The sequence below is a fragment of the Oceanospirillum maris DSM 6286 genome (assembly GCF_000422865.1).
GTDB lineage: Bacteria > Pseudomonadota > Gammaproteobacteria > Pseudomonadales > Halomonadaceae > Oceanospirillum > Oceanospirillum maris.
The window spans coordinates 321,467-341,013 of record NZ_KE383936.1 but is presented as its reverse complement, the minus strand read 5'-3'; the positions used below and the strand labels follow the sequence as shown (position 1 = coordinate 341,013).

Genomic DNA, 19,547 nt, shown 5'->3' with positions numbered 1-19,547 from the left:
ATTCAGGTTAACCACGATAAAACACTAAAAAAACATTATTATAGCGATTTTAAATTATAACAGCCTACAAAAACACAGCCTGACAAAATCGAGACTCTAAAGCGGTGCTAAAACGGCGATTAAGCAAGGCCAGCCAGAGCTTAAAGCCACGAGTAAACGCAAGACTTAAAAACCGCAACAGTGGGCAGCGTCATCGGCTTTTGCCATAATGCAGTTATCGCAAGGAGAGATCATGAATTCACGATACACACAGCTTTGCCAATGGCTGACGCAAGCAACCAACATCTTACAACCAGAGCTAAAAATGGTTGCCGGTGATGCCAGTTTCCGCCGCTACTACCGTCTTCTATGGCGTGATACATCTTATATTGTTATGGATGCGCCACCGCCTGAAGAAGACTGCGCTCCTTTTGTCCGCATTGCACGCCATTGGTTCCAGCAAGGTGTTCATGTTCCAGAAGTGATCGCTCAAGATCTTGATCAGGGCTTTTTATTACTGCAAGACTTTGGCGACGATCAACTGCTATCCACTCTATTGTCACCGTCAACTACTGGCCATAATGATTTAGCCAATGCGGGTCGTCTCTATCGTAAAGCACAAAAAAGCTTAATAAAAATCCAACGAACAACAGGAACAGGATTAGAACTCCCGCCCTATAATCGTGAATTATTATTGCGAGAAATGGCGTTGTTTCGAGACTGGTTTTGCTGCCAATGGCTAGAATTAGAACTAAACGATCAAGACATCAGCCTTTTAGATCGCACTTTTGAGTGTCTATCCCATAGCGCCCTGCAACAGCAACAAGTACCGGTACACAGAGACTATCACTCCCGTAATCTAATGCTGACGGAAGATGATGATATTGGCATTATCGACTTCCAAGATGCGGTTCAAGGCCCGATTACCTACGATCTTGTCTCTCTACTGAAGGATTGCTATATCCACTGGCCCCCTGAGGCCGTATCCCATTGGTGTGACGACTATCAAGCCGAGGCTCGATTAGCTGGGGTTTTGCCGGAGAATTATCCAAGAGAGAAATTTCATCAAGAATTTGATCTTATGGGAGCCCAGCGCCATCTTAAAGCGATCGGTATTTTCGCCCGTTTGTGGCTACGGGACGGCAAAGCCAACTACCTCGATGACATTCCGCGCACATTACAGCATCTACTGGAAGCCACAGAGAAATATCAAAATCTTAGCCCTTTCCATCAATGGCTACTGGATCGTGTGGTACCTGCCCTTAATAAAAAACAGTCCGCTAAGGAAAGCATCTAAATGCAAGCGATGATCTTAGCGGCGGGCCTGGGCAAGCGGATGCGTCCGCTCACAGATCATACGCCTAAGCCTTTATTAAAAGTGGCAGGCAAGCCTCTACTTGAGTATCAAATTGAGCGTTTAATTCTGGCGGGAGCTACCAGTATTCTGATCAATGTCAGCTATCTTGCGGATCAAATAGAAGCGTTTATTGCCGCCCGAAATTGGCTGATCCCGATACGCTTATCAAAAGAAACCAGTCCCTTGGAAACCGCTGGCGGCATTCAAAAAGCCCTTGAGGAAGGAAACCTTAATTCCGATGAGCCGATTCTGTTGGTCAATGGTGATATTTGGTGTGACTTCAACCTAACCCTGCCATCACTAAACAAAGCCGTACTAAACAAAGCCGTACTGGCGCACTTAGTCCTTGTTGATAACCCGAACCACAACCCTAGCGGTGATTTTATACTTGGTTCTGACCAACAGGTTTCAAGCGGTAAATCAACGGACAGGACGAAGAAACAAAAAAGCACCTCTCTTACTTTTAGCGGTATTAGCCTTATTCATCCAAGCCTTATTCCACTTAGCAGCGATCAACCACCGCCATTAGCCCTTGGGCCGTTGCTAAAATCAGCAGCGGATCAGGGTCGCGTTACCGGTGAGTATTTCTCCGGCTATTGGCTAGATGTGGGTACGCCTGAACGCCTTGCTCAGCTTGAGCGTTATATTATTAACGAACAGCAGAAAACATAACCCATCATGAAGAGTCCCTTTCTGATCTCATTCAAAATAACAGGATTGCTCACCGGACTTGTCAGCTGGGGTTGGCGAGGGATGTTGATCGGCTTTTTATTGGGCTACTTACTCGATAAACAGCTTGATCAATGGCTTCGCAAGCGCAATATTCCAGAAGAAGGCTCAGCCGAACCCAATAAACAATACACAGAGGAACATGCAAAGAGGTACGCGAAGAAGCATAGTAAAAAAGATGAACAGCTCTTCTTTCAGTTAACGTATCAAATGCTCGGTTATTTAGCTAAAGCCGACGGGCAGGTTTCTGATCAGGAGATTCATACCGTTGAGTATATTATGTCGTCTATGGCTTTAACGACAGATGAGCGCCTTGTGGCGATCCAAGCATTTAATATCGGAAAAGAACAAAAAGAGCCACCACAGCAACTAATCAAAGCCTTTAAGCAACGGTTTAGGCAGCGCAGCGGTAAAAAAATGGAATGGTTGCACTATCAGTTCCAGCTAATTTACGCTGAAGGTAACCCTAGCGACAATGTTATAGAAGCCCTAGGGATGAGTGCCTTTTATGCCGGTGTTAGCCCTGATCTCTTTAAAACCACACATCAGCAATACCATAACGCGTGGCAGAACAATAAAAGTCAAAACCACTCAAAGCAGAAAAAAGCACACACGGAAACAGCGCCTAGCCAATGGCTAGCATTGAGTGCGGCCTATCAACAACTGGGAGTGTCCCCAAATTGTGATGCTCGCACACTAAAAAAAGCGTACCGACAAAAAATATCGAAGGTTCACCCCGATAAACTCGCAGGTCAAAATCCTAGCCCAAGCACGTATGCTGAAGCAAAAGAACGCTCGCAGGAGATACAAGCCGCCTACCAACTCATCAAGAAAAGCAGGCAAGGGCTATCTAGATAGCCCGTTTAAGCTAGGGCCGCAGAACTAGTACCGAGAACGCTCCATACGCTCTTCATACAGAGATCTAATCGGGCCTTTAATATAAGAATCGGCAGGGTCTTTCTGGCCACCTTCAAACTGATAAAGGTAATCAAGCCACCCCCGCAAAGACTGAACAATTCGACGGCCTTTCGCCTCTGACTGCCCTGTTTGCATCCCTAATCCACCCAAGCGGGTTTGTCGATAATGCGGGTTACCTGAACGACGGGCAGCATTTGACCGCTCTACGGCAAAGGCCTTATCAAAGCGATTATCATCATAGTACAGATCTAAAATAGGTCGCTGCTGCTCAAGAATCAACCCCATTAGGTCCACCCCAATATCATGGTTAGGCAACCGTGTTTGTATCATCACAACCGCTTGTTCTGGTGGCGCTGGATGATCTTTTAAATAATCCATCAGCCACACAGCGCCCACGCCATGACCTACAAAAATAATTTGCTCATACCCTTGCGCTAAAAGATGGGCAACCGCAGCATCAATGCGTGCATCAATGCGATCAGATAAAGGGCCAAAGTCTTCCGTTTCTACAAAGGTTGGCTTAACAGGAGGCCATTCAGCTTTAGAATTACTGTCGTCCTCATCTTCATCGCCAAGCTCATCACCTTCTTCATCTTGGGCAATAGATTCTTGGGCAGCCTCTTCTGCAAGATCGCCTTCCTCTCCCTCAATACCGTCCCCCTCGACACCTTCTTCAGCGGCAGCCTCTTCTTCATCATTTTCATGCAGACGGGTTAAAACCTCTACCGCGGGCATGGTTCGCTCAGGCAGATCAATAGAGCCTGGGCCGGGGATCGCAACAGAAAGCGTCGCCCAACCAAAATCAGGCATTTGAGTCCTCACCGGATTCACCACCATAGGCCAATCAGGATGCCCTTCTTCCTCATGTAAAATCACCAAAGCACCACGCGCTTTAGGCGAATGCTCTGGACGGTATAGCGCCAATACAGATTCGTTATTGGCCTTAAGCTCCAGCACTTCCCGTGGATCGGCTTGATCCGCAATCACAGAAAAACGTGTTTGCTCCGCATTAGGCACAACGTAAGGCTTAGGTGGCCCTTTCGGTTTTGCCGGCTCTTCCTGAACTTCGTCACCATCAAGAGGCTCATCATCCTCTGCCGCAAAACTTAATGGAGCACAAGTGATTGAGATTGCGCTAAGCGCCAACAGACTATGTTTAGTCCATCGACTGACAAACAAACCAATCCTATATTTCCATCCTGACTGAACCATGCATCTATCCTGTTTTATTCCGATCAACCGAACCCGATATCACCAATGGCAAAAACCATTGCATCAGCAGTATAAATAACATCAACGCATTTAAGAACCAAAGCTACAAAAAGAAACCCAGCCTAAACCAAGACCAACAAGATGACTCATATAACCCACCATCAATGATCAAGCGAAGGGATAGAAAGAAGTGATCGATAGAAGTCATCATCAGCATTCGTTAGAATAACCACCCCTGAACCTAAGCCCGACAGGATTACCATCCTTCTGGCTTATCTACGACCGATAAGAGCGCCTGCCTGATGTCTGACTTTAAAATCGCACCGTCTATTCTATCCGCCGACTTTGCCCGCCTAGGGGAAGAGGTTGATAACGTACTGGCAAGCGGGGCGGATGTTGTTCACTTTGATGTAATGGATAACCACTACGTTCCAAACCTAACCATTGGCCCTATGGTATGTAAAGCACTGCGAAATCATGGTGTAACCGCACCGATTGATGTTCACCTGATGGTATCCCCAGTGGATCGTATGATTGGTGACTTTATTGAAGCTGGTGCAAGCTGGGTAACATTCCACCCTGAAGCAGCGGGCCACATCGACCGTTCGTTACAGATGATCCGTGACGGTGGCTGTAAATCAGGTCTTGTTTTTAACCCGGCCACACCACTGCATTACCTGGATTATGTCCTAGATAAAGTCGATATGATTCTCTTGATGTCGGTAAATCCAGGTTTTGGCGGACAGAAATTTATCCCCGGCACACTGGATAAGCTGCGTCAGGCACGTAAAATCATCGACGAGAGCGGCTACGATATTCGCCTTGAAATCGACGGCGGCGTGGGCATCCACAACATCCGTGAAATCGCCGAAGCCGGTGCTGACACCTTTGTGGCGGGCTCTGCCATCTTCAACACCGATGATTACAAAGCCACCATCGACGCCATGCGGGCTGAGCTGGCTCAAGTAAAACGTTAACTACCGGCAGATAAAAGGCATTCGATTGAGTGCCTTTTTACATTTGTACTATTCAGGCTAATCAACATATAGGCAACCCCATGCCCCCACTTCTTTCTCAAATTCAGTTATTGGCGTTTGATCTCGATGGTACTTTGATTGATTCCGTACCGGATTTAGCTGACGCGGTTGATCAAATGCTTATCGAGCTGGATCGCCCTAGGGCAGGTCAAGACAAGGTACGTAATTGGGTGGGGCAGGGTGCTATAGTACTGGTCAAGCGGGCACTGGCAGATGGCCTGAAGATTGACCAGATCGACGAAACCTCAGAGTTGTTTATGCGGGCCTATGCAACCTTCTTAACAGCCTACGATGCCAATAAAGGTGCAAAAACCCGCTGCTATGCCGGTATTTTTGAACTACTGAATGCTGCAAAAAAAGCACAAATTCCCATGGCGCTCATCACCAATAAACCTTACCGTTTTGTGCCGGAAATTCTACAGAGCCTTAAATTAGATCACTACTTTAACCTTGTGCTGGGCGGTGATTCTTTGGCAGAGAAAAAGCCTTCTCCCTTACCGCTACTTTATGCCGCAGAGCAATTACAGGTCGATCCAAAAAATTGTGTCATGATTGGCGACTCCATCACCGATATATCAGCAGGGCAACAAGCTGGATTTAAAACCGTTGCAGTTCGTTATGGTTACGACCACGGCGTACCGGTTGATCAATGCGGTGCTGATGTTGTGGTTGATTCATTGGCCGAGCTGGTATAATTTATCCCGCTTAGTACGAACGAAACTTAAAATTGTTATTTTTTAATGCATTAAGTTATAAAGAGCGATCACCGGTTAACCGGTTATTAAGAAACGATAACGCTTTTACATCAAATTTTATCTAAAAAAACGGATCTAAAATGCTGCCTGAAAAATCACTGGGGTTAATGCGCGAAGTCAAACGCTGGCGATGGTGAAGCTCACAGAGCGTTATATCTCTTAACGCTGTTCTATGTGGCTTTAATGCTATTTCGTTTGTAATTTATTGACTTTTTTCAGTGACAGGAAGACAACATGACTCCGGAACGCTTCTCCCAGCTGGCCGAGCAAGGCTACAACCGTATCCCACTAGTACGCGAAGTGCTGGCTGACTTGGATACACCTTTAAGTACCTATCTTAAACTAGCAGACCAACCCTATAGCTACTTGTTGGAATCCGTTGAAGGCGGTGAAAAATGGGGTCGTTATTCAATTATCGGCCTGCCTTGCCAGCGTCGTTTACAGGTACGCGGCCATGAAGTCACCCTGTTTGAAGGTAATACGGTTCTTGAACAGAGCCAACAGGATGACCCGCTAACCTTTATTGAAGATTTTCAAAAACGCTTCTCCGTACCAGAACTAGACAACCTGCCATTATTTACCGGCGGCCTTGTGGGTTACTTCGGTTACGACACCGTGCGTTATGTCGAAAAGCGCTTAGTGAATATCCCAGAAAATGATCCGATTGATGCACCGGATATTCTGCTGCTCATCTCCGAAGAAGTGGTGGTATTCGATAACTTAAGCGGCAAGTTATATCTGATTGTTCACGCCAACACCGAACACAAACGTCCGCTGGAAAAAGCCCGTCAGCGCCTGAATGAGCTAGAACGCCAACTGCGCTCATTGGCCGTGTCCTCTTATAGCGTAGGCACAGGTCGCACCACTCTAGAAAGCGATTTTAAATCGGGCTTTACCGAAGAAAAATTCAAAGAGACGGTCATTAAAATCAAGGATTATGTGCTGGCAGGGGATATTATGCAGTGCGTGATCTCTCAGCGTATGTCGACACCCTTCGAAGCTCAGCCCTTAGAGCTGTATCGCGCCCTGCGCTGCTTAAACCCCTCACCTTATATGTTCTTTTTTAATCTGGATGACTTCCATGTGGTCGGCTCGTCACCAGAAATTTTGGCCCGTGTAGAAGACAACTTAGTGACGGTTCGCCCTATTGCAGGCCCCCGTAAACGCGGCGCCACCGAAGCAGAAGATAAAGCCCTTGAAGAAGAGTTGCTGGGTGATCCAAAAGAACTCGCAGAACACCTGATGTTGATCGACCTAGGCCGCAATGATGTTGGTCGTATTGCTCAAACAGGTAGCGTTACCCTAACCGATAAGATGGTGATTGAACGCTACTCCCATGTGATGCATATCGTCTCCAGCGTTACCGGTCAGCTTAAAGAGGGTATGAGTGCAATGGATGTACTAAAAGCCACCCTACCTGCAGGAACACTAAGCGGCGCACCTAAAGTCCGAGCGATGGAAATCATCGATGAAATGGAACCGGTGAAACGGGGCGTCTATGGCGGTGCAGTGGGCTACCTCTCTTGGAATGGCAATATGGATACCGCCATCGCAATTCGCACAGCAGTGATCAAAGATCAAGTCTTGCATATTCAGGCTGGCGCGGGTGTTGTTGCCGATTCAGATCCTCGCCTTGAGTGGAAAGAGACCATGAACAAAGGCCGCGCTATCTTTAAAGCCGTCGCGATGGCAGAGAAAGGCTTGGACAATCAAGGCTAGCCCTCAAAGTCACGCATAAAAAGATAGCCGTAAAAAAAAACCTTTATTCAAAGACTTATGGAACTCTGCCTACCAAACAAGTAGGCAGTAACAGGTAAACACTATGCTGTTAATGATCGATAACTACGACTCTTTCACTTATAACGTTGTGCAATATTTTGCGGAGCTGGGCGCGGATGTTCAGGTTTACCGCAACGACGAGATCACCCTTGAGCAAATTGAAGCACTAAATCCAGAGCATCTGGTTATCTCCCCCGGTCCTTGCACGCCAAATGAAGCGGGTATTTCCGTGGCGGCTATTAAACATTTTGCAGGTAAACTGCCTATTTTGGGTATCTGCCTAGGCCACCAAAGTATCGGCCAAGCATTTGGTGGTAAAGTCGTTCGAGCCAACGAGGTCATGCATGGAAAAACCTCTCCAGTGCATCATATTGATGAAGGCGTTTTTGCCCAGCTCAATAATCCTTTTCAGGCCACTCGTTACCACTCTTTAGTGGTTGAGCGGGAAAGCCTGCCCGACTGCTTAGAAATCACCGCTTGGGTCAATAATGATGATGGCACCCCCGGCGAAATCATGGGCTTGCGTCACAAAACTCTACCCATTGAAGGTGTGCAGTTTCATCCTGAGTCGATTCTGACAGAGCATGGCCACGATATGCTGCAGAATTTTCTTAATAAAAAGTGATATATGACTAGGACCCGACTATGAATATTCAAGAAGCCCTTGGTAAAGTCGTTGATCAACTGGATCTAAGCCGTGATGAGATGCGCGACGTCATGCGCCAAATCATGACCGGTCAATGCACCGATGCTCAAATTGGCGGCTTTCTAGTCGCTCTTCGTATGAAAAGTGAAACGCTAGATGAGATCGCGGCAGCCGTAGAGGTTATGCGAGAGCTGGCTATCCCTGTTGAGCTAGAAATCCCCAACGCAGTAGATACCTGCGGAACCGGTGGTGATGGTTCTAACCTGTTTAATGTATCCACCGCCGCCGCCTTTGTGATTGCCGCCGCTGGCGGCCATGTTGCAAAGCATGGTAACCGCTCCGTATCATCATCAAGCGGTAGCTCCGATCTGCTTGAAGCCGCTCACATCAATCTTAATCTAAAGCCTGAAGAGATCGCCCGCTGTATCAGCGAAGTAGGCGTTGGCTTTATGTTTGCGCCAGCACACCACAGCGCAATGAAATACGCCATCGGCCCCCGTAAAGAGCTGGGAATGCGCACCTTATTTAATATGCTTGGCCCTATGACAAACCCCGCCAACGTTAAGCATCAGGTCATTGGCGTTTTCACAGAAAAACTCTGCCGCCCCATGGCAGAAGTCCTCAAAGAGCTGGGCAGCAAACATGTTATCGTTGTACACGCTAAAGATGGCTTAGATGAGTTTTCTCTAGCCACCAGCTCCCATGTTGCCGAATTAAAGGATGGCTTAGTTACCGAATATGAGATCACACCAGAAGAGGTCGGGTTAACCAGCCAAAGCTTGGTCGGATTAGATATTTCAAACGCCGAGGATTCCCTCGCTTTGATCCAGAATGCCCTTGGCAAGCAAAGTAATCCTATCGCGGAAAAAGCAGCGGATATGATCGCCCTTAATGCGGGTGCAGCCCTCTACGCAGCGGACATAGCCGATAGTTTAAAAGAAGGCGTGGCTATGGCGCAGGATGCGGTTTCAAGCGGCCTTGCCGGCGAGAAAATGAAAGAACTATCCAGTTTTACCAATATTTTTGCCGCGGTTTGATCTCAGGAGAATCCCTTTGAATACCCCAACCATTCTGAAAAAAATTGTTGATCGCAAGTGGGAAGAGATCAAAGAGCGTAAGCAAACGGTTTCTCTGGAAACCATGCGTGACCTCGCCCTTGCCAATAAAGATGCCCCAAGAGGCTTTGCGGATGCTCTTGCTCACAGCTTAAAAGCCGGTCGCTCTGCCGTCATCGCTGAAATTAAAAAAGCATCACCCAGTAAAGGCGTTCTACGGGAAGACTTTCATCCCGCTGACATTGCCGCCAGTTATGAAGAAGGCGGTGCAAGTTGCCTATCCATTTTAACCGACCATGATTTCTTTCAGGGCCATGAAGATTATTTAAAAGAAGGCCGTAAAGCCTGTGATCTTCCTGTTATTCGTAAAGATTTTATTGTCGATCCGTATCAAGTGTTTGAAGCTCGGGCCATTGGCGCTGACTGTATCCTTTTGATTGCAGCCTGCCTAGACGACGACACAATGCGTGACCTTAATCTTCTAGCCCACGAATTGGATATGGATGTGCTGATCGAGGTGCATGATGAAGAAGAACTACACCGTGCGCTTAAGCTGCCTAATCGCCTGATTGGCATCAATAACCGTAACCTGCACACGTTTGACGTCGATCTAAAAACCACCTTTGATCTACTCAAACATATTCCTGATGACCGTATCGTAGTGACTGAAAGCGGCATATTAAAACGTGAAGATGTTGAAGCGATGCGCCAACATCAAGTGAATAGCTTTTTAGTCGGTGAAGCCTTTATGCGGACAGAAAATCCGGGAGAGACTCTGGCAGAGTTTTTCATTTAATTTTTAATTAAAGATCGCAGCCATCTTTTTAAAGGAATATCTTTTCTTTCGCCCTTTCTTGAAAGAAAAAAAGATGGCTTGCACCTCGGCTTCATCCCCCTTAATGCTACAAACGTATAAATCACTTGCCTGTTGGGGGCCCCTTTAACATACTAAACGACCTCTTTACCCTAAGTTTAGAATCTCGCAAAGCCTAAACTTAACGTCTCGTAAATAAAGCAATAACGGATGCTACATTTGAAAAAATCAGCTCTGCACAAACGACTCTCATACCGTCAAGCCAAATTTACGGTGATCGTTGCTCTGCTTTTAGGACTTATCTTTAGTGGTATCCAAATTGCTATTGATATTAGTCATAGCCGAGAAAGTATGAATAACAAGGTTCAACAGGTTATTCATCTGGTTGAGGAGTCAGCCGTTCAAGCGGCTTATAATATCGACAAAGATCTTGCCGAGCGCGTCGTAAAAGGTCTTATCAATCACGGTTATATTTATTACGCTCAGATTCGTTTAGATGACAATACCAACCTCGCCTCATCCCATAACAACACAACCAATAGCACGCTTATCGCAGATCTCTTAAAAGAAGAACACCGGTCTTATTCGGTTCCCCTTGTCACCATTTTTGAAGAATCCCCTGTTGGTACGCTTATTGTTAAGACTGATCCAGAGGCTCTAAGCACCGTTATTATTGATCGTGCGATGGTGATTTTAGCCACTGGTTTTTTAAGAAATGTACTGCTTGCCATCTGTTTATTCTTTGTTTTTCATGTCTTGATCAGTCGCCCATTAACCCGGCTATCTGATAATCTCATTTTGTTAAAAAACAACCATAACGCCACGGGACAAATTCCGCCTCTGAAGGGGCATGCCGATGATGAATTAGGTTTTTTGGTTTCTAATTTTAACGAGCTCTGGAGTTCACGTAATAGTGCGGAACAGGCCCTAAGAAGCAGCGAGCAATTCAATCGAGACGTCATGAACAGTATCAGCGATATGCTGATTATTTTTGAAACCGACTTTAAAATATTCGATGCAAACCATCGCGTATTTCAAACGTTAGGTTATGACAAAAAAGATCTTGTGGGCATGAGTTTTGAAGACCTATGCAATGTAAGCCACGACCCCTTATTGTTATCGAGCCTTATCCATAACGACGAAACGCAACAAGATATTCCCATTGAAAGCGAGCTACGCAGCCAATCGGGAAAATCCATCCCTGTAGAAATCAAAACCCGCCGTATTGAGCTTGCTGAAAAAACATACCTGCTGGCCTTGGCCCGAGACATCTCTTTGCGTAAAGCTCAAGAGGCGCGCATCCACCATCTTGCTTATTTTGATGCACTAACTGATCTGCCTAATCGCAGCCTATTCCTAGATCGGCTCCAACAAACCCAAACCAAGAGCGTTCGCAATGATATGCACAGCGCCCTGCTCTTTTTAGACTTGGATCGCTTTAAAAATATTAATGATTCTTTAGGCCATGATGTCGGTGATCAATTATTAATTGTTATTGCGGCTCGCTTAAAAGAGATCATGGGCGAGAAAAATACCGTTGCTCGTTTAGGCGGTGATGAGTTTGTTGTTATTTTGCCTGAGCTTGCCACTCAACAGGAACCCGCCGCCCTGAATGCCCAACGTATTACCACTCAAGTTCTTGAGACGCTAGCAAAACCAATCCACATTGATCAGCATATACTGCATATTACCGCCAGCGTTGGTATTCGTTTATTTCCAGATGATGATAATGATATTAAAAACATTGTAAAACAGGCTGACACCGCACTTTATAGAGCTAAATTTAACGGCAAAAACACCTATCATTTTTATCGCCCAAGTATGCAGTTATTAGCGGATCAGCATCTGTCGATGGAAAGATCGTTACATGCGGCACTTGAGCATAACGAGTTTTACCTGCACTACCAGCCTCAGGTCGATCAGCACCATAAAATTGTCGGCACAGAAGCCTTAATTCGTTGGCAGCACCCTGAGCAGGGCATTGTACCGCCAGACCAGTTTATCCCTTTGGCGGAAGAAACCGGCCTCATTATATCCATTGGTTGCTGGGTGCTCGAAGAAGCCTGTGGACAACTGGCAGAATGGAACAAGGCGGGTATATGCCCAGAAAACTTCAGAATGGCCGTCAACATCAGCGCCAAGCAGTTCGATCATCCTAACTTCTTAACCGTACTATCAGACATTATCGCCAAAACAGATGTTGACCCCAACCAGCTCGAACTTGAACTAACTGAAAGCCTTCTCGTAAAAAATATGGAAGCGACTATCGCCCGTATGAGTGCGATTAAGAATATGGGGATCGCGCTATCTATCGATGATTTTGGTACGGGTTATTCATCATTAAAATACCTAAAGCAGATGCCGATTAATCAATTAAAAATTGATAAGTCTTTCGTTATGGATCTGCTTATCGACAGCAATGACCGTGCGATTACCGAGACAATTATCGCCATGGCCTCTCACTTGAAACTGGATATTATTGCAGAAGGTGTAGAAGATGCAGCCATTATGGACATGCTTATTCAACTAGGTTGCCAGCATTTTCAAGGTTACTATTTCAGTCGGCCTGTTAGCCCTGATAACTGCGCACAATTACTACAGGTGCAAAGGCTACCTCTTGGGAGCTTACACTCTTTAGACACTTAAGTTCTTAGAGAGCTAGTGCTTAATGTCAAATAAAAACCTAAACACAAATAAGCCCTGCGGGGTATAACCACCGCAGGGCTGTATAGATAAGGCCTGCTATTTAATTATCATTGTACAGCGCAGGCCTATCGTGTTCCAAATACCACCATCGTTTTACCGCTGGCCGTTACAAGCCCTTTTTCTTCAAGTTCTTTTAGAACCCGTCCAACCATTTCTCGGGAACAACCCACAATACGGGCAATTTCCTGACGAGTGACTTTAATCTGCATACCATCAGGATGTGTCATCGCATCAGGTTCTTTGCAAAGATCAAGTAGAGTACGCGCCACTCGGCCTGTAACATCCATAAAGGCAAGATCACCAACCTTACGAGTGGTGTTACGCAAACGAACAGCAACCTGATTGCCTAGCACGTAGAGTAAACGGCTATCTTTTTCAGTCAGCTCCATAAAACGGCTATAACTGACCTCGGCAACCTCAACTTCTGTTTTTGCCTTAACCCAAGCACTGCGCCGACTAATCTCATCAAAAAGCCCCATTTCTCCGAAGAAAGATCCTTCGTTTAAATAGGTGACCACCATTTCATGGCCATTTTCGTCTTCAATAGAAACCGTCACAGATCCCTTTACAAGATAAAAAAGAGATGCACTTTCAGCGCCAGCCGAGAGTAATGTTGAACGCTTTGGGAAGTGACGTCGATGACTAATGGCTAAGAAGTCACTCAGTCCAGGAACCTCCATTTTACTGGCAGGCAACATAGTAAAACCCTTCTATTAACCAAGATACAGGAAAAACCTGTAAGACCTTAACTGATCGCCTCGAAAACAACAAAGGCTAATCAAAAGAGCTCGTAGTATAAGCGCTTTTTACTCAGAAAACTTGCGCCTCCTAGCTATATCAGCGATATTCCCATTCATTGCTCTTTACCTTGTAGCCCCTTATTCAATGCAGGAGAAGAAACAGAATGAAAGCCGTTGTTAAATGGACTGATGGTGTACAGTTTGTAGCTGAGTCAGGCTCTGGTCATGCGATCATTGTGGATGGTCCGCCTGAAAAAGGTGGCCGAAATACAGGCCCTCGCCCTATGGAATTACTGCTGATGGGGTTAGGCTCCTGCAGCTCTTTTGATGTGATCGGGATTTTACAAAAATCACGTCAGGATATTATCGACTGCCACGTAGAAGTTGAAGCTGAACGCGTTGATGCGGTTCCTGCTCTTTTCACAAAAATTCACCTGCACTTTGTTGTTACAGGTCGAGGCGTTAAAGAAGCTCACGTCAAACGCGCCGTTGAGCTGTCCGCAGAAAAATACTGTTCAGCCTCTATTATGCTAGCCGCAGGTGGCGTAGAAATTAGCCACGACTACGAAATTATCGAACAGCCATAACGCATATCAAAGTTACCCTAAAATCAGGGTAATTTTTTTGTGCAATACCCGTTTTTTATAGGCATAATACGCGCCTTTCAAAAAGTGGCTAGCCAAATTGGTTGGTGAGAATTCACGAGTTTGCAGTGCGCGAGGTCTCGGGCGTGAAGGATAATATCAGGCTTCATGGGTTTAATAACCTTACCAGTTCCCTGAGCTTTAACATTTATGATATCTGTTATGCCAAAACGGAACAGCAACGTGAAGAATATATCGATTATATCGATGAGCTTTATAATGCTGAGCGTCTGACACAGATTCTAAAGGATGTCACCAATATTATTGGTGCCCACATTCTTAATATTGCGCGTCAGGATTACGATCCCCACGGTGCGAGCGTTACAGTTCTGATTGCAGAGCACGAACTCACTGATGAATCAGAAAATAACGTAGGTCCCGGCCCACTCCCAGAGACGGTTGTTGCCCATCTGGATAAAAGCCATGTCACCGTTCATACCTACCCTGAAAGTCACCCTGATGGCGGTATTAGTACCTTCCGCTTGGATATTGACGTATCCACATGCGGGATGATTTCACCACTTAAGGCGCTGAACTATCTTATCCACAGTTTTGATTCTGACATTGTCACCATGGATTACCGTGTTCGTGGTTTCACCCGTGATGAATCAGGCCGTAAACTGTTTATTGATCATCCGATTACATCGATCCAAGACTACCTGTCTAAAGATACGAAAAATGCTTACCAGATGATTGATGTGAACGTTTACCAAGAAAATACGTTCCATACCAAAATGCTACTAAAGGATTTTGAGCTGGATAATTACCTATTTGGTATTAACAAGAACAAGCTAACCTTTGAGGAAGCGGCTGATATTGAAGCTCGCCTTCGTAAAGAGATGTTAGAGATTTTCTACTCTCGCAATATCGGATAATGCCCGCTTAGCGCATCGTCCGTAAAAAGCGTGTAAAAAAATGCCTACTTGATTCTATGATCGGCCCTATATGGCAGGGCTACGTCGTATTTCAAGTAGGCATTTTTATTTAAGCCATTATTTAAACCACAACGCTTTACTTAAACACAACTACAGCCGCCAAATCGCATCCAGAACATAGGGAGCAAGAAACATAATCAGGCCGCCGGAAGCTAATACGCCAATAACACAACCCGTCGAAGCTGCTTTTTCACTGGGAAACAACGTCATCATAACTTGCGCGCCAATGCTGGCAAAAACCTGTGAAAAGAAGATAGCACCGTACATCAACGCGCTGATCACCACGAATAAATTAACCGTACTCAGCGCATCCCACCAAACACCTTCAGGCTGACTAATACTGATCAAAAGCTTTACTGCGCCCAGAATAACTAGAAAAACGCAGGTAACGATAACGTGGTGACGAAACGGTAAAGAAGCATAAGACTCTAGAAAAGCTCTTAAACTATTTGGTGTTCTTTTAGTACTGTTGAGCGATGAAGCCGTCATTGCCTTTCTCCTGAAGAATTCACATCACGTCCTTGATTCCATGATGCTCAATGAATGGCTCCGTATTTTTCACACGAACCCATCAATAACTTGTGCTATCTCACTAAACGTTATAAAAATCGAGTTAGATACGATAAACAGATTTTGTCATCAACTTAGACATCAACTTCATCGCCATTTTAACCGGTACAGGAAACCGGATACCGCCAGCCGCTAAAGCTTGCTCTGCATGTTGCTCTTCATCAGCATACATCTGCTCCAAAATAACCCGGCTTTTTTGGTCTGAAGAAGGCAAATGCGCCATATGATCTTCTAAGTGTTTACACACTTGCTGCTCTGTAGCGGCCACAAACCCAAGGCTGTATTTATCGCCCGCAACACCTGCTGCGGCACCAATACCAAAAGACAAACCATAAAAAACAGGGTTCAACAAACTAGGGCGACTACCTAACTGACGAATACGCTGCTCGCACCACGCAAGATGATCAATTTCTTCTCGGGCAGCCTCTTCCATTTGGGCGCGTACTTCTGGGAGTTTTGCGGTAGCAGATTGCCCCTGATACAACGCTTGAGCACAAACTTCACCAGTATGATTAATACGCATCAAACCCGCCGCATGTTTACGCTCGACGAGTGTCATCTCTTGCTCCGCTGCTTTTCGAGCAGGATTCGGGCGATAAGGTTCAGCCGCACCGGGAATTAGAGTTTTTAAAACAGTATCAGCACCAATCAAAAGTTTATCGAGTGGTGTATGTTGACGAATTTTTTGCATAGGAAAAACCTCACCTGTATCTGCAAGGCATGTTAGCGAATGCCTACGCTTTCGGCTATGGCTTTATGGCGACTTTTAAACGTCGGGTGAGATAAATCAAAGGACTGTTCAAGGAATATAGAAAAAAACCAAAGAATACAAGGCAAAGCGAACAATGAGCGCTCATCCTGCTCTTATCAAATAACATAAGCAGGATGAGTGAACTGGTTGGCTAGTTAGCCAACGAACTAACGCAACCGTTAGCGCAACAGGCGCGACGTGTGGCGTGCGATCATCAATTCTTCATTGGTTGGTATCGCAAACACTTTCACCTTGCTGTCATCAGCGCTAATCAGGTATTCATTAGCGGAGTTGCGCTCAGGGTCAAGCTTCATACCTAGCCATTCGTTTTGATGGGCGACTTGAGCTCGAATTTCCGCATCATTTTCACCCACACCACCAGTAAAGACAAAGCTATCCAAGCCCCCCATAGAGGCAACTAAAGAGCCTGTTTCACGGGCAATACGATACACGAACATATCAATCGCTTCTTGAGCGTGGGGCGTGCCGCCTTTGTGCAGGGTTAACATATCACTGCTTAAACCTGAAACCCCTAACCAGCCACTTTTCTTATAAAGCAAGGTCTCAATCGCATCCGCATCCATCTTGTGCTCTCGCATAAGGTAAAGCAGAACACCGGGATCAATCTGGCCGCAACGGCTTCCCATTGGCAAGCCATCTAAAGCGGTAAAGCCCATACTTGAGGCGATACTTTCACCGCGATCAATCGCACACATACTGGCGCCAGCGCCTAAGTGCGCCACAACCATACGGCCTTGGGCAAGCTCAGAGTCTAATTCCATCAGTTTGTTATGAATATACTGATAAGACAGCCCGTGAAAACCGTAGCGACGAACACCTTCACGAGTCAGCGCCTGCGGGATTGCAAAGTTGCGTGCAACATCAGGAATACTGCTATGGAAAGCTGTATCAAAACACGCCACCTGTGGAAGACCCGGTAAAAGATCTTGGCAGACTTCCACCAACTTAAGGTTATAAGGCTGATGTAAAGGTGCTAAAGGAATAAGCTTTGCGAGATTATCCATAACGTCAGGAGTAATCACGACAGGTTCTGAATAATAATCTCCGCCATGAACAATACGATGTCCAACCTGAGTGATCTTAAACCTGGTATTGCGATCAAGCCAAGCCATAACAACCGACAGAGCCTGATGGTGTGCCTGACTATGGGCTACATCTAACTCTTCTGCTGATAGATCTAGCTTATCAACCAAAATACCGTCAATTTTTTCACTATGATCGTAAATCTCAAGGCGGGCTGGGCCTGAAAGGTTTGCCACTTTAACCCGGAAATGCTGACGGATATCACCACCGTCTTCATCAAAAATAGAACACTTGAGACTTGAAGAACCCGCATTAACAATCAAGATTGAGTTCATAGCATTAGCCCTTGTTTATGAGCCACTAAAGAAGCCACCGCGCAGGAGCTTAAACGCTCTAAAGGTTTAGCCGCACGACTGGTTAAGATAATCGGTACTTTGGCCCCCAGAACAATACCGGCTGATTTAGCGCCAGCAAGATACTGTAGCTGTTTTGCCAGAATATTACCGGCTTCTAGGTTGGGTACTAGCAGAATATCAACATCACCACTCACGTCAGATTCGATACCTTTATCTAGCGCAGCTTCCTTTGAAATAGCATTGTCAAACGCTAGAGGGCCATCTAGTAATCCACCAGTAATTTGCTTGCGATCAGCCATTTTACATAGTGCGGCGGCATCAAGCGTACTTTGCATACCCGGTTTAACTTTTTCAACAGCCGCTAGAATGGCCACTTTTGGACGCTCAATACCTAGAGCATGAGCGCAGTTAATCGCATTTTGAGCAATGTCTTTTTTGGTCATTAAATCAGGTGCGATATTGATCGCTGCATCGGTCACGATAAGTGTTTTGTGGTAACTCGGTACATCCATCACAAACACGTGGCTTAAACGGTACTCTGTACGTAAACCGGCTTTTTTATCAATAATGGCTGCCAGTAATTCTGAAGAACCCAAGCTGCCTTTCATCAGCGCTTGTACTTCTCCTCTACCCGCCATTGATGCGGCTAGTTCAGCAGACTCATGGCTGTGGGCTGTAGGGATAATGGTGTAATTGCTTAGATCAGCACCGCATTCTTGGGCTAAAGAGCGAATTTTAGCTTCTGGTCCTACTAGATAAGGAATAATTAATCCTTCTTCCGCAGCCTCAATAGCCCCCATTAAGCTATTAACATCCGCAGGATGAACCACCGCTGTTGGGATAGGATCATAGGTTTTAGCTTGCTGAAGAAAAGCATTGAGTTGCTCGTGATGATGGTCTTCTACTTGTGGTGTACTTGGCACTAGAATTTCGCGAATCACTTGATCCATAACATTATGTTCCTATAATCGATGTTGAAGTCTGACAGGCTTCCGGCCTGATTTCAGTATCCCTACTGATTGTGACGTTTTTCTGATGCAGAGCAAAAATTTTGCTTGCTGTATGACTCTCAAGTCAAATTAAGCACAACTAAAAACGGGTGCCTAAGGCACCCGCTGGTAAACACTTAACCCGGAGGCCAGGCCAGTGCCCGTCCGCCCAGCAAGTGCATATGGATATGGTAAACCGTTTGCCCGCCATCCTCATTGCAGTTCATCACGACACGATAGCCGTCATCTGCAATGCCTATCTCCTTAGCAATTTTTTGAGCGGTAAACTGTAATCGCCCAACAAGTGCGCAGTCCTCTTCGGTCAAATCATTTAATGTTGAGATATGACGTTTCGGGATAATAAGAATATGAGTGGGCGCTTGGGGTGCAATATCGCGAAAAGCGATGACATCCTCATCTTCGAAAACGATGTCGGCCGGAATGTCACGGGCCACTAATTTACAAAAAAGGCAATCCATAGTGTTGATTCCGCTTAACGTGAGGGACAAGTCTAAATTTGTCCATTTAATA

At 45.8% G+C, this 19,547-nt stretch carries 19 protein-coding genes; 12 read left to right on the top strand and 7 right to left on the bottom strand.

Annotated elements, in window-relative coordinates:
• Positions 1-232 precede the first annotated feature (232 nt).
• The 3 genes from G517_RS0113595 to djlA are packed head-to-tail and all read left to right on the top strand — an operon-like array spanning position 233 to position 2,923.
• The gene (locus tag G517_RS0113595; RefSeq protein WP_028304861.1) at positions 233-1,276 is read left to right on the top strand and encodes an aminoglycoside phosphotransferase family protein; all 1,044 of its coding nucleotides are present in this window, start codon (positions 233-235) and stop codon (positions 1,274-1,276) included.
• Positions 1,277-2,008, top strand: a complete 732-nt coding sequence (locus G517_RS0113590; protein ID WP_028304860.1) for a nucleotidyltransferase family protein — start codon at positions 1,277-1,279, stop codon at positions 2,006-2,008.
• 6 nt (positions 2,009-2,014) lie between these two features.
• A complete protein-coding gene (gene djlA / locus G517_RS0113585; protein WP_084632241.1) occupies positions 2,015-2,923 on the top strand; it encodes a co-chaperone DjlA in 909 nt (302 codons plus the stop codon).
• 24 nt (positions 2,924-2,947) lie between these two features.
• On the opposite strand, the gene G517_RS0113580 is transcribed toward djlA, so the two are convergent.
• A complete protein-coding gene (locus tag G517_RS0113580) occupies positions 2,948-4,195 on the bottom strand; it encodes a DUF3530 family protein (protein WP_028304858.1) in 1,248 nt (415 codons plus the stop codon).
• A gap of 302 nt (positions 4,196-4,497) precedes the next feature.
• Between G517_RS0113580 and rpe the strand changes: the two genes are divergently transcribed.
• The 7 genes from rpe (at position 4,498) to G517_RS0113545 (ending at position 12,927) form a co-directional block, all read left to right on the top strand.
• Positions 4,498-5,172 (top strand): ribulose-phosphate 3-epimerase, encoded by a 675-nt coding sequence (gene rpe, locus G517_RS0113575; protein ID WP_028304857.1) that lies wholly within the window; start codon positions 4,498-4,500, stop codon positions 5,170-5,172.
• An 80-nt stretch (positions 5,173-5,252) separates the two neighbouring features.
• The gene (locus G517_RS0113570; protein ID WP_028304856.1) at positions 5,253-5,927 is read left to right on the top strand and encodes a phosphoglycolate phosphatase; all 675 of its coding nucleotides are present in this window, start codon (positions 5,253-5,255) and stop codon (positions 5,925-5,927) included.
• A 294-nt stretch (positions 5,928-6,221) separates the two neighbouring features.
• On the top strand, positions 6,222-7,706 hold the full coding sequence (trpE, locus tag G517_RS0113565; RefSeq protein ID WP_028304855.1) for an anthranilate synthase component I: 1,485 nt from the start codon (positions 6,222-6,224) through the stop codon (positions 7,704-7,706).
• Between the two features lie 103 nt (positions 7,707-7,809).
• Positions 7,810-8,391 (top strand): anthranilate synthase component II, encoded by a 582-nt coding sequence (locus G517_RS0113560; RefSeq protein ID WP_028304854.1) that lies wholly within the window; start codon positions 7,810-7,812, stop codon positions 8,389-8,391.
• Positions 8,392-8,411: 20 nt separating this feature from the next.
• Positions 8,412-9,449, top strand: a complete 1,038-nt coding sequence (gene trpD, locus G517_RS0113555; RefSeq protein WP_028304853.1) for an anthranilate phosphoribosyltransferase — start codon at positions 8,412-8,414, stop codon at positions 9,447-9,449.
• Between the two features lie 16 nt (positions 9,450-9,465).
• Positions 9,466-10,263: an indole-3-glycerol phosphate synthase TrpC gene (trpC, locus tag G517_RS0113550; RefSeq protein ID WP_028304852.1), complete on the top strand. Its 798-nt coding sequence runs from the start codon at positions 9,466-9,468 to the stop codon at positions 10,261-10,263.
• A gap of 237 nt (positions 10,264-10,500) precedes the next feature.
• Positions 10,501-12,927: an EAL domain-containing protein gene (locus tag G517_RS0113545; RefSeq protein WP_169447916.1), complete on the top strand. Its 2,427-nt coding sequence runs from the start codon at positions 10,501-10,503 to the stop codon at positions 12,925-12,927.
• A 125-nt stretch (positions 12,928-13,052) separates the two neighbouring features.
• Here the strand turns inward: G517_RS0113545 and crp are convergent, their stop codons facing one another.
• Positions 13,053-13,685 (bottom strand): cAMP-activated global transcriptional regulator CRP, encoded by a 633-nt coding sequence (gene crp, locus G517_RS0113540; RefSeq protein ID WP_028304850.1) that lies wholly within the window; start codon positions 13,683-13,685, stop codon positions 13,053-13,055.
• A 206-nt stretch (positions 13,686-13,891) separates the two neighbouring features.
• Between crp and G517_RS0113535 the strand changes: the two genes are divergently transcribed.
• Positions 13,892-14,314: an OsmC family protein gene (locus G517_RS0113535; RefSeq protein WP_028304849.1), complete on the top strand. Its 423-nt coding sequence runs from the start codon at positions 13,892-13,894 to the stop codon at positions 14,312-14,314.
• A gap of 143 nt (positions 14,315-14,457) precedes the next feature.
• Positions 14,458-15,246, top strand: a complete 789-nt coding sequence (gene speD, locus G517_RS0113530; RefSeq protein ID WP_028304848.1) for an adenosylmethionine decarboxylase — start codon at positions 14,458-14,460, stop codon at positions 15,244-15,246.
• Between the two features lie 150 nt (positions 15,247-15,396).
• Here speD and G517_RS0113525 read toward each other — a convergent pair whose 3' ends face one another.
• The 5 genes from G517_RS0113525 to G517_RS0113505 form a co-directional block, all read right to left on the bottom strand.
• Positions 15,397-15,795 (bottom strand): hypothetical protein, encoded by a 399-nt coding sequence (locus G517_RS0113525; protein ID WP_028304847.1) that lies wholly within the window; start codon positions 15,793-15,795, stop codon positions 15,397-15,399.
• Positions 15,796-15,919: 124 nt separating this feature from the next.
• The gene (gene coq7 / locus G517_RS0113520; RefSeq protein ID WP_028304846.1) at positions 15,920-16,567 is read right to left on the bottom strand and encodes a 2-polyprenyl-3-methyl-6-methoxy-1,4-benzoquinone monooxygenase; all 648 of its coding nucleotides are present in this window, start codon (positions 16,565-16,567) and stop codon (positions 15,920-15,922) included.
• A 239-nt stretch (positions 16,568-16,806) separates the two neighbouring features.
• Positions 16,807-18,006 (bottom strand): acetate/propionate family kinase, encoded by a 1,200-nt coding sequence (locus tag G517_RS0113515; RefSeq protein WP_028304845.1) that lies wholly within the window; start codon positions 18,004-18,006, stop codon positions 16,807-16,809.
• A complete protein-coding gene (locus tag G517_RS19265; protein WP_051206404.1) occupies positions 18,003-18,977 on the bottom strand; it encodes a bifunctional enoyl-CoA hydratase/phosphate acetyltransferase in 975 nt (324 codons plus the stop codon). Before G517_RS19265 ends, G517_RS0113515 begins: the two co-directional genes overlap by 4 nt.
• A 176-nt stretch (positions 18,978-19,153) precedes the next feature.
• Positions 19,154-19,495 (bottom strand): histidine triad nucleotide-binding protein, encoded by a 342-nt coding sequence (locus tag G517_RS0113505; RefSeq protein ID WP_028304844.1) that lies wholly within the window; start codon positions 19,493-19,495, stop codon positions 19,154-19,156.
• Positions 19,496-19,547 lie beyond the last annotated feature (52 nt).

Coding starts and splice junctions, on each gene's coding strand:
- G517_RS0113515 (WP_028304845.1), bottom strand. CDS start 18,006: ATGAACTCAATCTTGATTGTTAATGCGGGTTCTTCAAGTCTCAAGTGT.
- djlA (WP_084632241.1), top strand. CDS start 2,015: ATGAAGAGTCCCTTTCTGATCTCATTCAAAATAACAGGATTGCTCACC.
- G517_RS0113595 (WP_028304861.1), top strand. CDS start 233: ATGAATTCACGATACACACAGCTTTGCCAATGGCTGACGCAAGCAACC.
- G517_RS0113535 (WP_028304849.1), top strand. CDS start 13,892: ATGAAAGCCGTTGTTAAATGGACTGATGGTGTACAGTTTGTAGCTGAG.
- coq7 (WP_028304846.1), bottom strand. CDS start 16,567: ATGCAAAAAATTCGTCAACATACACCACTCGATAAACTTTTGATTGGT.
- G517_RS0113570 (WP_028304856.1), top strand. CDS start 5,253: ATGCCCCCACTTCTTTCTCAAATTCAGTTATTGGCGTTTGATCTCGAT.
- G517_RS0113590 (WP_028304860.1), top strand. CDS start 1,277: ATGCAAGCGATGATCTTAGCGGCGGGCCTGGGCAAGCGGATGCGTCCG.
- G517_RS0113580 (WP_028304858.1), bottom strand. CDS start 4,195: ATGGTTCAGTCAGGATGGAAATATAGGATTGGTTTGTTTGTCAGTCGA.
- G517_RS0113525 (WP_028304847.1), bottom strand. CDS start 15,795: ATGACGGCTTCATCGCTCAACAGTACTAAAAGAACACCAAATAGTTTA.
- trpD (WP_028304853.1), top strand. CDS start 8,412: ATGAATATTCAAGAAGCCCTTGGTAAAGTCGTTGATCAACTGGATCTA.
- G517_RS0113560 (WP_028304854.1), top strand. CDS start 7,810: ATGCTGTTAATGATCGATAACTACGACTCTTTCACTTATAACGTTGTG.
- trpE (WP_028304855.1), top strand. CDS start 6,222: ATGACTCCGGAACGCTTCTCCCAGCTGGCCGAGCAAGGCTACAACCGT.
- rpe (WP_028304857.1), top strand. CDS start 4,498: ATGTCTGACTTTAAAATCGCACCGTCTATTCTATCCGCCGACTTTGCC.
- crp (WP_028304850.1), bottom strand. CDS start 13,685: ATGTTGCCTGCCAGTAAAATGGAGGTTCCTGGACTGAGTGACTTCTTA.
- G517_RS19265 (WP_051206404.1), bottom strand. CDS start 18,977: ATGGATCAAGTGATTCGCGAAATTCTAGTGCCAAGTACACCACAAGTA.
- G517_RS0113505 (WP_028304844.1), bottom strand. CDS start 19,495: ATGGATTGCCTTTTTTGTAAATTAGTGGCCCGTGACATTCCGGCCGAC.